Origin of the sequence: Chakrabartyella piscis, assembly GCA_030067835.1 — a bacterium.
Classification (GTDB): Bacteria; Bacillota; Clostridia; order Lachnospirales; family Anaerotignaceae; genus Chakrabartyella; species Chakrabartyella piscis.
Genome location: CP092441.1, coordinates 227,876 through 239,642, shown reverse-complemented (window position 1 = coordinate 239,642; position 11,767 = coordinate 227,876). Strand labels below are relative to the sequence as shown.

The following is an 11,767-nucleotide window of genomic DNA, read 5'->3' as shown; positions in this document are numbered from 1 at the left end:
GTCACCTCAAATATAGTTGTATCCCGCTTCAAATACCGTTTCATTCAGTTCACTGAATTTATTTTTTCCTTTTTTATTGAACATTCTTTCCATGGCTGCTTTACCTTGTTCCATTGTATGGTCGCCCAACAATTTGATAATGGCACCAGTCATAACAATGTTGGCACCACGAGAATGATTTGCTTCATCAGCAATTTTGTGACAAGGGACCACCACAATTTTCACATCGTCCCTTGTACAAGCAGTGGTATCCACCACTTCGCTGACCAAAACAATGCCATCTTTTGCCACTTTGCCAATAAACATATCAAAGGAAGGTTGGTTCATAGCCAAAAGCAAGTTAGGTTCTTCTTGGGAAGGGTTGTAAATAATACCTTCGCCATATTTTACAGTACAGTTTGCTGTACCACCACGCATAGCAGAACCATAGGAAGGCATCCAAGTTGCATTTTCACCATTTTCCACAGCAATATCAGAAATAATCAATCCAGAAGTCAAAACACCTTGACCACCGAATCCTGCAAATACGATTTCTTTCATGCTTTTTCACCTCTTTCTTTCAAAACACCAATTGGGAAGTATGGCATTACCACGTCACGGATGTGTTCCATGGATTGGCTTGGTGTCATACCCCAGTTGATTGGACAAGGAGACAATACTTCTACGATGGAATATCCTTCACCATTCATTTGTGCTTCAATTGCATTTTTGATATAAGCTTTCAATTTTATAATATTTTGTGGTTTGTCTACACTGCCCCTTGCTGCATACGCAACATTGAATTGACTTGCAACCATTTCAGGGAATTTCATAGGGAAACCAGTCACATCACAATTTCTACCCAATTTACTGGTAGAGGTTTTTTGACCTTCCATTGTGGTCACACTCATTTGACCACCTGTCATACCAAAGTTTGTGTTGTTGATGGTGATGACTGTAATATTTTCGTTGCGATATGCTGCATTCAAGCTTTCTGCAATCCCGATACAATAGGCATCCCCATCACCTTGGTAGGTCAAAACAATATTTTCTTTGTTGACACGTTTCATACCGGTTGCAACTGCTGCTGCTCTACCATGACAACAATGCAAACGATCTGCTTCCAAACCGCCACCCAAATTAGAAGAACAACCTACACCAATGGCATAAATCACATTTTGATCTTGACCCAATTCTGTCAAACATTCTCCAATCAAACGAATGATGATACCATGTCCACATCCTGGGCAAAAATTCATAGGCTTATCAATGATTGCTGGTACTTTTCTTTCCACTGCCATATCAATACGCCTCCCTTACTTGCCCATTGGCAATTTTCACAAAATCTTCTTTAATATCTTTGATTGCTGGAATACCATATACATATGGCAAAGCATATGTAGGAACATTGTTTTCCATTGCTTTTTTGGTTGCCAATGCAACGTCTTCAATGAGTTGACCTGTTGCGTTTGCTTCCACTGTGATGATACCTTTTACATTTGGATTGATTTTTGCAAATGCTTTGTGAGGGAATGGCCATGCTGTGATTGGGCGAATGTGTCCCACTTTATAGCCCTCTTCACGAAGTTCACGAGCAGCACCCAATGTACTTCTACCAGTCAAACCATAGCTGACAAATACATAGTCTGCATCTTCTATTCCTTCATCTTCCCATCTTTGTTCATTTTCACAGATGGCTGCATATTTTTCTCGGAGTGCAACTGCTTCTTTCATGGAATCACGATCGAAAATACCGATTTTTTTGTAAGAATATTTGCCATCAAATCCCCAATAATTCTTTTTGGTTTCAATGAAATCTGGCAATTCCACAGGCTCCATCATTTGACCCAAAGCACCTTCTGCCATAAAGACAGTCACCACTCTATATTTTTCTGCCAAATCATATGCCAAACCAAGCATATCCACAGCTTCTTGGATGCTATATGGACAAAGTACGATACATCTGTAATCCCCTTGTCCACCACCTCTTGTTTCTCTTAAGTAATCTGTTTGGGAAGAATACAAAGTGCCCAAACCATTGCCATAGCGCACCATATTGATGACAACTGCTGACAATTCTTCATCACAAAGCGTGGAAACACCTTCTTGTTTTAAGCTAATTCCAGGGCCTGAAGAAGCTGTCAATGCACGCACACCACAACTTGCAGCACCAATCACCATATTCACACCAGAAAGCTCACTTTCCGCTTGCACAAACGCACCGCCAACTTCATCCAACCTCCAAGAGAGATATTCCATAATTTCAGAAGATGGTGTGATGGGGTATCCTGCATAAAATCTTACGCCATAACGAACTGCAGCTTCTGCAATCGCCACATTTCCTTTCATCATTTTCTTAGCCATTTATTTGTCCCCTCCCAACACATGATATACACCGTCTGGACATGTAATGTAACAGAATCCACAACCAATACAATTTTCATCATCAATTTTTACAGGGTGGTAACTTGCGTGATTTACATACTCCTCATAAGAAATTACTTGTTTGGGACAGTTTGCAACACATAATCCACACTCTTTGCATCTTTCTTTGTCAATTTGAACCTTCATAATGCCCTCCTCATACGAATTATTTATATCACCCAAAGCAAAATTTCATCACCTTGGGTGTATCAGTTCATTACATCTTTTCAATTTTCACTTGTACAGCTTTCATAAGCGGGAATCCACTGATAGGATCAAATCTATCATCATGAGTAATGAGGTTGACATTGGTTTCTTTCCAACCATGTGTAATTTGGATTTGACCTTCTGAAATTTCGATTTTTTCCATAACCTTCGCTTTGATTTCCATGGTTCCAATCTTAGAAGTTACTCGAATCCAATCCCCTGTTTGAATATCCATTTTCAATGCATCTGCTTTGGAAATTTCCACTTCACCTTCTGGCAGTGCAGATCTCAAACTATCAATATTTCTATTTCTACCATGATAGTACATTACTTTTCTTGCACCAGTGATCATAGTCATTGGATATTCTGGATCCACTACATTTGATGCTGGTGGGAAATATTCTGCCAACTCTTGATATCCCAAGTCTTTCAAATATGTAGAAGTAAATTCAAGTTTACCGCTTGGTGTATCAAACGCTTTTTTGCCTTTTGCTACATTATCTGCATATTTTGCATATTGAGGTTCTGCATAGTTGTAACCAGATGGATTTGCTTTGAACGTTTCCATGGAAACACCTGTATCTTTGATGAGCCATTCATTGAGTGCATCTTCGTTTTCCCAAGGGAAATAAGCACCAGCTCCCATTCTATGTGCAATATCATGTAAGAATTGATATTCATCTTGAACTCCATCTGCTGGTTCAAAAATACGAGTTGTCAATGTCATCACTTGTTTTCCACCATGACCATGGAACTCAGAACGTTCCAAATAGGATGCAGCTGGCAAAATATAGTCTGCCAATTCTGCTGTTTCTGTCATAAACAATTCACGTACAACAAACAAGTCCAAAGCACACAACGCCGCTCTTACCTTATTTGTATTTGGATTGGTCAAAACTGGATTTGCACCAGCCAAAATCAAGCCTTTGAATGGATATGGTTTTTCTGACAAAATGGTATCCATCAATGTCATTGTATGATATTCTTGACGAAAATCATAAAGTACAGGGAATCTATCTGCACCAATCGGATGCAATTCTTTGAGTGGTTTTTCATGATACAATGTCAATTCGCCCATAGGCAAACCAATTGGAGAATAATTACCGCCCTTTGCATCTACTGCTGCCACAAGACCATCCAAGTTTGCAACAGCACGAATGTTGTTGATACCATTTTCATGGTGTTCCAAACCATTTCCTACATAGAATACAGTTGCAGACATACTTTCTTTGATCATTTCTGCAAACTCTGGAATCATTGTTGCTGCATCCATACCTGTTTCTTGTGCAACATAATCATAGTCAAATTTTTGTGCATATTCTTTGAGTTCATCAAAACCAATGGTATAATCACGAATGAAATCATATGCCAAATAACCTTTGTCAATCAATTCTTTTGCCACACCCCAAGCCAAAGCACCATCAGAGCCTGGTTTTACTTGAATGAACAAATCTGCTTGACGTGCAATTGCACTGTATCTTGGATCAATTACAACCAATTTTGCACCTTTTTCACGTGCTCGATTGATTTGTTGTGTCATATTTGGATGTGCATGTGGTGGATTTCCACCCCAAACAACAATGGTTTTGGCGTTTTCAAAAGCTGGTTGTGCATTCCATCTACCATATACCAAAGAATATCCAAGCCAACGTCCTGCAAAACATTCAGAGTCATTGGAGAAATAGTTTGGTGAACCAATTGCATGAATAAACCTTCTTGCAACTTCCTCTTGTTGTGCAAAACCAATTGCTTCTCCTTTCCAAATACCAACAGATGCATCACCATATGTTTTTTGGATGAATTTCATTTTTTCTGCAATTTCGTCCAACGCTTGTTCCAATTCAATTTCTACAAAACCATCTTCTGTTTTTTTCAATGGCTTCATAATACGTTTTTCAGAAGTAACCATATCCACACCTCGGCTACCTTTGATACAAACTCTGCCACGATTCCAGGAATGCTCTTTATTTCCTTGAATAGAAATCAATTTATCTTCATCCACTGTTACATCGATACCACAGTGGTCATCGCACATTCTACATAAGGTTTTTATAACTTTTTCCATGATACATCCTCCTTATTGTTTTTTTGCCAACATCTTAACTCTTTCATCAATACCAATGCGTTTGCGTTCTGCCAAATCATCAATTTCTTCAAAATTGAGTGCTTCTGCAATACAGTGTTTGACACATTGTGGATCGCCACCACAAAGATCACATTTACGACTTACCAACGCTACATGGTCAAAGTGAATGTTGCCAAATGGACATGCAAGAATACACATTTTACAACCTGCACATTTTGTTTGATCAATCATAACTGCACCTGTTTCACCATTTCTGGAAATTGCATTTGCAGGACAGACGTTCATGCACCATGCTTCTTCACAGTGGAAACAAGTCATTGGCAATACAAAGCGATCATCGCTATAATTATTTACACGAATATTTGCATGTGTTCGAATGCAATCTTCTCCTGTTTGCGCATATGCACAAGACATTTCACAATTGCGACAACCTACACATTTTTTTGGATCAATGGTCACAGTTTTCATGATATCCTCCTTATCTCTTTGCAGTTTGGAATGCTTTTCGGTTTACATATTGTTCCAATTTTTCTGGTTCACAATCAATTACTTCACCTTTGCGAATAATCGGTCTCAATTTACCAAATAAAGATACCGATTCTGAATCGCCCACCAAGCAAACCCCTACAACTTTTTCATCTTTGTAACATACTTTCAAATACCCTTCACCCACTGGCATTTCACGTGAACCATCAATGTCATTTTCATTGAATAATCCCATTGAAGCAACAGTTGCATCATACATTTGTGTGACATTCATATTCAAACTTCCACGATATTCCAATTTCTTTCCTGCTGCATTTGCCCCTGCAATTTCACCCATTTCCACTGCTGTAGGCCAAAGCACATGGACTTTATGTACATCACCAAATGTGGTCGGCCCTGCTGCAACATCACCTGCTGCATAAATCCCTGCCACATTGGTTTCCATATTTTCATTCACCAAAACTGCTCTATCACAGGCAATTCCCGAACCTTCTAACATACCAATATTACAACGGACTCCAGTTCCCACTACAATGAAATCTGCATATACAGGTTCTTGATCTTTCAAAACAATTTTAAAGGTACCATCTTCTAGCTTTTCAAATCGTTCTGTCACCGTTCCAGTTTTGAGAACCACTCCTGTTTCTTTGATTTTTTCTGTTAAAATCGTTGCCCCTTTTACATCCAAAACACTTGGCATAATACGATCCATAAGCTCAATTACCGTTACATCCAAACCTCTTGTTTTTGCTGCCCAAGCACCTTGCAAAGCAACAAATCCAGAACCAAGCACTGCCATTTTTTTCTTTGTTGCAAATAGTGGAAGCAAAGCATCAACATCTGCCTTTGTCCACATATGGTAAATCCCCTCTTGCTTGATTCCCTCAATGGGCGGTGCCACTGCAAAGGAACCTGTTGCCAAAATCAATTTATCGAAGGATATCTTGGTTTCATCTGTCAATACAACAGCTTTATTGACATCATCCACCATTTTCACTTCTTTTTCAATATAAGTCACTTTGTTTTCTTCATAAAAGGCTTTTTCTCGAATGAACAAACCTTCATATGGCAATTTCTCACGCAATACATAGGGCAACAATACCCTAGAATAGGCAAGTCCGCCTTCTTTGGAAATCAAAATCAATTCGTCTGTTTGGTTGTACTTACGAAAGGATTTTACTGCTGCCAATCCTGCTGCACTATTTCCGATAATGATTGTTGTCACGTACCTCACTCCTTTTTGGAAACATAGGGTGGGACTAACCCACCCCATATTTATTTACTTATGTAACGGATATCCAATCAAGTTTCATAAACAGGTTCGTCAGACAAATCTGCATCTACAAATTTTCTAACACCTTTGTTCTTTTTATTGTTCCAAACAACTGCAAGACCCATATAGGACATTGCCACAGAAACAACTGGCATTGTGTAATTCAAAATTGCATATGGTGCCATTTCAAAACCAGATACGCCCAATGTGGACATAGCAAATGCCCCAAATGTTGTCCAGCTCATAAGAGGTGCCAACATCAATGCACCCTCACTAACCAAACGAGCCAACATTGCACGATCCAAGCCTCTTGCATCAAATTCTTTCTTGTAAACAGTACCGTTCAAAATCATACCCATGTAAGTTTCGCCCATACTTGCTGTGGAAAGAATGGATGTAACCATAACCACCAATGACAAAGAACCAACGGTTTTTGCTCTTGAAAGCAATCCAGCAATCAAAGCATACAAGTAACCACATCTATCCAACAAACCACCCAAAGAAAGGGCAATAAATGCAATAGAGAAGGTCCATAACATACTTTGGATACCACCACGATTCAAAATTGGATCTACAAAAGAAGAACCTGTTTCAATTGTAAAACCAGAGTTCAAATATTCAAGTGCTGTGTCAAGTCGCACACCTTGGAATACGATTGCAACAAGCAAACCTACTGCAACAGCGATTGCCATAGATGGCAAAGATGGGAATTTTTTGAAGTTCAAGTACAACAAAACTACGATTGGCAACAATACGATTGGATTCAAATTGAAGTTTGCTGCCAAAACACTTCTTGTTTCTTCTGCTACTGCCAAGTTTGCTTCTACCCCAGCAAATTGCATACCCAAGATTGTAAATCCAATAAGTGCAATTACATAAGCAGGTGCAGCAGTTTGGATCATAGCTTTGATTGTTTTGTGCAAATCCGCACCAGCAGACATGGATGTCAAGTTTGGTGTATCGGATACAGGAGACATTTTATCCCCAAAAGCAGCACCGGAAAGAATCATACCACCTGTGATTGGCAAAGGAACCCCCATCCCTTGACCAATACCAACCAATGCGATACCTACTGTACCGATGGTTCCCCAGGATGTACCTGTACAGAGTGCTGTAATACTACACAAAATCAAGCCTGCTGGTAAGAAAACAGCTGGACTGATAACACCCAAGCCATAGTAAATAATTGCAGGAACTGTTCCAGCAGCCATCCAAGATGCGATAATGGTTCCGATGGCAAAGAAGAACCAAAGTCCAAATGTAGCATTTTTGATACTGTCTGCAATAAACCCAATCAGTTCATCGAAACTATATCCCAAACAAAACTTAGATATAACACAAGTAAACACAACTGCAATTGTTAGACAGGCATGAAGTGAAATTGTTTTCAACAGCATAAGTCCAATGATCAACAAGGCAACAATACACGCCATCAACATACCTGCAAGAGCCGGTGTCGGCTTTTTGAACGTCTTTTCGTTTGTACTCATCTCTTTTCCTCCTTTTTTCATCACACATTAGGTAATCTTTCCAGTTCTACTGCACAAACCCTCCATTCTTTGTAGAACTTTGTTCTATTTAAAACACTATTCTATTTCAATTTATCAAATTGTGATACATCTGTCAAGGAAAATCGTCTAAAAATAGAACAATGTTCCTAATTGATAAATTTGAATTCATATTCCTTGCAAAATAAATATATTTCTTCAGAAATTCATCCATTATTTTGCACTATTTTGCACATATTTCATCTGCATCACCTTCTATAGCGATTTCCCTCCAATTGGACAAATCTATTTTTCCAAGTTTTCTTTTCTTTGTTGATTGAAGTATTCCAACATTCCTAGATATACTATATCATAGTAAGCACATCAGAATCATACTACTGAGTCCCCGTTAGATATGTATCATGGGTGAATCTATTTTTTCTCATTTCACTTTTGGAACGTTGTTCTATTTTAGTATAGTTTTATATTCCCCACTCGTCAAGGGATTTTGATTTCTTTATTCATTATTTCCTATGCCAAATTCTACAACTGTTGAAAACGCACGAATTACATAGGCTACTCCCTATATTTTCCAGTGGTAATTTGGTACTATCAAACAAACATAATAAAAATGGAAAAAACCCATTGACAACAAAAATAGAACACTGTATCATTTTCGTATAAGGATGTTGGCTGTTCCGTAAAAAGAGCAGAACAGACATCCTTTTTTTTTCAAAATTTTGGTAGGCGCCCTATCACAATAATGCAAACATAAAATCTAAAGGAGGCAAATGTATGGAAACCAAAAGCTTATTTTATCCAATGCAGCAAGAAGGCTTTACCACACTCAGAATTCAGTATGATTGGAAAACTGACGCTGTATTTTTGCAAATGTCTAAGGATTGGGACGAGGACTTAGACTGGTCAAAATACAATCAAGATTTTTACGTAGAAAGTATCAAAACCAAAAATGCTAAATTTTTGAATGATACAGAAACAAGGGCACTATTTGCAACTTACAATTTAAGTGAATATTTACAAGAAGTCATTGAATTGATTCGTGCTGGCAAGCATTTTGGTATTGATTGCTTCTATCATGAAGGCTATGATATCAAATATCTTGGAAATATGCACAACCGTAAACGTGGTATCAATAATACACGTCATGGTGTTATGAAGGGTGGCATTCGTCGCCATGCAAAAGAAGATTTGGAACTAGAAGTTATCATCGATGGTTTGAACCTCGGACGTGCTATGACATTCAAAAACATTGCTGGTGAATTGCCTGTTGGTGGCTGTAAATCCTGTGTTATTATGGATGAATTGGACTTGACCAATATGCAACACTGTGGATTCCTCGGTTTCTGTTTGGATGAAATCCGTTGTTCCACTGGTCCTGATATGGGCTTCTCCCCAACTATGACCGATGTTATGAAAGAAAATAACTTTAGTGTGCAATATACTTGTGGACCAAATGGCCCTTTGGGATCTTCTGGACCACCAACTGCATACGGGGTATACGTTGCTATGAAAGAAGCAAATCGCTTCTTGTGCGACGATCCTGAAATGGCTGGATATTCCTTTGCTGTACAAGGCTTGGGCGAAGTTGGTGCTGCCTTTGTAGACTACTTGGCAAAAGGAATCAAAGATGTGAAGATTTTTGTGGCAGATATCAATGTGCCTATGGTTGAAAAAATTGTTGCTAAATATACAGAAATGGGAATTGATATTACTGCTGTAGATCCTAGTGAAATTTTGACATTGGAAGTGGATGTTGTTGCTCCATGTGCAATGGGTGGTATCATCGATGAAGAAATCATTCCAAAACTCAATTGTAAAATGGTTTGGGGTTCTGCAAACAACCAAGTCAAAGCTTCTAGTGTAGAAGAAGAATGTCGCATTGCAAAAATCATTGCAGATAGAGGCATTTTGTTCCAAACTGACTGGTGGCACAATACCGCTGGTGTTATGTTTGGCTACGAAGAATACAAATGGCAAAAAGAAGCAAGTCTAGAACGTGCATACAAAGATATTGACAGAGTATTGCCTGTGAAAACTTGGGACAATCTCAACAAAGCAAAAGAATTGGGTATCACTCCTACAGAATGTGCATACCTCACTTGTAATGATTTGCTTTACGGCAAATAAAACCCTTTGCAACAATTGATTTAAAAGAAATTAAAAAGAACCAACGTTTTCACATCCTGAACTGTGATTCGTTGGTTCTTTTCATTCAATCATTTTTCAACAAAACTCTTTGCTGGCTTCTGCTGCCACTTCTCTTACACGTTGCACCTTATGAGAAAAATCTCCATCTCTCATTCTTTGTGTTGGACCAGACAAACTGATTGCAGCAACTGCTATTTTATCTGCATTTAAAATAGGTGCTCCAATACAAGTCAGCCCAATTTCCAATTCTTCGTTATCCACAGCATAGCCATCTTCTTTGACCTGTTTGATGTTTTCAATCAATAAATCCCAATCTACAATGGAATTTTCTGTATATTGTATCAATTCACTTCCACGAAATTCATTCAAATCCAAATCGCTATATGCAAGCAAACACTTACCTACAGAAGAACCATAACAAGAACTGGTTGCTCCAACAGGTGGATTTACAATCAACATTTGCCCCAAACCAATTTCTTTTTCAATGATCATACTCAAAGGATTTTTGGGATGACTCAAATCCAAAACAGAAACATTGACCACCTCAGAAAATTCCTCTTGCAATGCTTTTGCATATGGTCTAATGATTTTTTTCAATGAAATTTTGTCCTTCATCCCCATACCGATGCTAAAAAGTTTGAGTCCCAAACCATAACGCTCTGTATTGGGATTTTGTTTTACAAACCCTTTTTGTTCCAAAGTAAACAAGGTTCTAAACACAGTGCTTTTGTAAATATCCAATTTTTCTGCAATTTCAGAAACGCCCATATCCCTACCTTCTTCATGCAATAATATCAAAACATCCAATGCTCTATCTACTGAATTAATTAACATACTTTCGTCCTCTCAATTTGCCTAAACCCATTCTTGCCAATCCATTTTCCCTCTTTGTTCCATAATACATGAAAATTTTTATAAATTCAAGAAATCTATTGATTTTATTGACTTTTTTCTTTATAATATTATCAAAACTTATTTTTGGAACAACGTTCTACTTTATGGAGGTATCTATGACAATATCTACGCAACGAAAAGACAAAAAATTTCTACACACCCGTTGGCTGATTTGGGGTATTCTGGTTCTTGGTTATGCCATCAACTTTTTCTATTCCCTTTCCATGGGTGTTGTAAAAGATTCCTTGATGGTCGAATTTTCATTGACAGAATCTCTTTTTGTATCCATTGCCAACACATTCTCCATCTTGTACCTAGTGATGCAAATTCCTACAGGTATTTTGGTGGATACTTTGGGTGCCAAAAAAACCGCTGGTTTCGGTACATTGCTCACTGTAATTGGTATTTTCTTGTTTGCAACTGCCAAAGGAGTTCCTTCTTTATATATTGGACGTTCTCTGGTTGGGCTGGGTGCTTCTGTCAGCTATGTTTCGATTTTAAAAATCCAATCCAAGTGGTTTGAGTCTGAAAAATTTGGTACCATGACTGGTATTACTTGCTTCGTCGGTGCCATGGGTGGTGTTGTGGGACAAGCTACACTTTAGCCATTCTGATAAGGGGTATTCATCTGCAATTTATAAACATTATAGCGACTCGTAAAATAATTCAATGTACAAAAGCATACTTTATCAAGGAGCAGGCTATATTTCAGTTATTTTGAACACCTCATTCTTGTAGCAAATACATATTTGACCTTTTATT

The 11,767-nt window shown here is 38.2% G+C and carries 11 protein-coding genes; 2 read left to right on the top strand and 9 right to left on the bottom strand.

Features of this window, described 5'->3' with window-relative positions; genetic code table 11:
• Nucleotides 1-6: 6 nt before the first annotated feature.
• The 8 genes from MJY40_RS01170 to MJY40_RS01135 all read right to left on the bottom strand — a co-directional run bounded on the left by MJY40_RS01170 (nt 7) and on the right by MJY40_RS01135 (nt 7,945).
• Entirely contained in the window at nt 7-540 is a 534-nt protein-coding gene (locus MJY40_RS01170; protein ID WP_317855262.1) for a 2-oxoacid:acceptor oxidoreductase family protein, read from the bottom strand.
• Entirely contained in the window at nt 537-1,280 is a 744-nt protein-coding gene (locus MJY40_RS01165; RefSeq protein ID WP_317855261.1) for a thiamine pyrophosphate-dependent enzyme, read from the bottom strand. The genes MJY40_RS01170 and MJY40_RS01165 overlap by 4 nt, the downstream gene beginning before the upstream one ends.
• Before the next feature lies 1 nt (nt 1,281).
• Nucleotides 1,282-2,343 carry a 3-methyl-2-oxobutanoate dehydrogenase subunit beta gene (locus tag MJY40_RS01160; RefSeq protein WP_317855260.1) on the bottom strand — a complete coding sequence of 354 codons (1,062 nt, stop codon included), beginning with the start codon at nt 2,341-2,343 and terminating at the stop codon, nt 1,282-1,284.
• Nucleotides 2,344-2,550 (bottom strand): 4Fe-4S binding protein, encoded by a 207-nt coding sequence (locus tag MJY40_RS01155; protein WP_317855259.1) that lies wholly within the window; start codon nt 2,548-2,550, stop codon nt 2,344-2,346.
• Nucleotides 2,551-2,620: 70 nt separating this feature from the next.
• The gene (locus MJY40_RS01150; RefSeq protein ID WP_317855258.1) at nt 2,621-4,675 is read right to left on the bottom strand and encodes a molybdopterin-containing oxidoreductase family protein; all 2,055 of its coding nucleotides are present in this window, start codon (nt 4,673-4,675) and stop codon (nt 2,621-2,623) included.
• A gap of 12 nt (nt 4,676-4,687) precedes the next feature.
• On the bottom strand, nt 4,688-5,164 hold the full coding sequence (locus MJY40_RS01145; RefSeq protein ID WP_317855257.1) for a 4Fe-4S dicluster domain-containing protein: 477 nt from the start codon (nt 5,162-5,164) through the stop codon (nt 4,688-4,690).
• A 10-nt stretch (nt 5,165-5,174) separates the two neighbouring features.
• A complete protein-coding gene (locus MJY40_RS01140; RefSeq protein WP_317855256.1) occupies nt 5,175-6,407 on the bottom strand; it encodes an NAD(P)/FAD-dependent oxidoreductase in 1,233 nt (410 codons plus the stop codon).
• A gap of 77 nt (nt 6,408-6,484) precedes the next feature.
• A complete protein-coding gene (locus tag MJY40_RS01135) occupies nt 6,485-7,945 on the bottom strand; it encodes a Na+/H+ antiporter NhaC family protein (RefSeq protein ID WP_317855255.1) in 1,461 nt (486 codons plus the stop codon).
• Between the two features lie 792 nt (nt 7,946-8,737).
• Between MJY40_RS01135 and MJY40_RS01130 the strand changes: the two genes are divergently transcribed.
• Complete coding sequence (locus MJY40_RS01130) at nt 8,738-10,090, top strand: Glu/Leu/Phe/Val dehydrogenase family protein (protein WP_317855254.1); 1,353 nt, start codon at nt 8,738-8,740, stop codon at nt 10,088-10,090.
• A 96-nt stretch (nt 10,091-10,186) separates the two neighbouring features.
• On the opposite strand, the gene MJY40_RS01125 is transcribed toward MJY40_RS01130, so the two are convergent.
• Nucleotides 10,187-10,945, bottom strand: coding sequence for an IclR family transcriptional regulator (locus MJY40_RS01125; protein WP_317855253.1), 759 nt, complete (start codon nt 10,943-10,945; stop codon nt 10,187-10,189).
• 176 nt (nt 10,946-11,121) lie between these two features.
• Here MJY40_RS01125 and MJY40_RS01120 point away from each other — a divergent pair, with 176 nt between their 5' ends.
• Entirely contained in the window at nt 11,122-11,610 is a 489-nt protein-coding gene (locus MJY40_RS01120) for an MFS transporter (protein ID WP_317855252.1), read from the top strand.
• Nucleotides 11,611-11,767 lie beyond the last annotated feature (157 nt).

Coding starts and splice junctions, on each gene's coding strand:
- MJY40_RS01170 (WP_317855262.1), bottom strand. CDS start 540: ATGAAAGAAATCGTATTTGCAGGATTCGGTGGTCAAGGTGTTTTGACT.
- MJY40_RS01165 (WP_317855261.1), bottom strand. CDS start 1,280: ATGGCAGTGGAAAGAAAAGTACCAGCAATCATTGATAAGCCTATGAAT.
- MJY40_RS01160 (WP_317855260.1), bottom strand. CDS start 2,343: ATGGCTAAGAAAATGATGAAAGGAAATGTGGCGATTGCAGAAGCTGCA.
- MJY40_RS01155 (WP_317855259.1), bottom strand. CDS start 2,550: ATGAAGGTTCAAATTGACAAAGAAAGATGCAAAGAGTGTGGATTATGT.
- MJY40_RS01150 (WP_317855258.1), bottom strand. CDS start 4,675: ATGGAAAAAGTTATAAAAACCTTATGTAGAATGTGCGATGACCACTGT.
- MJY40_RS01145 (WP_317855257.1), bottom strand. CDS start 5,164: ATGAAAACTGTGACCATTGATCCAAAAAAATGTGTAGGTTGTCGCAAT.
- MJY40_RS01135 (WP_317855255.1), bottom strand. CDS start 7,945: ATGAGTACAAACGAAAAGACGTTCAAAAAGCCGACACCGGCTCTTGCA.
- MJY40_RS01130 (WP_317855254.1), top strand. CDS start 8,738: ATGGAAACCAAAAGCTTATTTTATCCAATGCAGCAAGAAGGCTTTACC.
- MJY40_RS01125 (WP_317855253.1), bottom strand. CDS start 10,945: ATGTTAATTAATTCAGTAGATAGAGCATTGGATGTTTTGATATTATTG.
- MJY40_RS01120 (WP_317855252.1), top strand. CDS start 11,122: ATGACAATATCTACGCAACGAAAAGACAAAAAATTTCTACACACCCGT.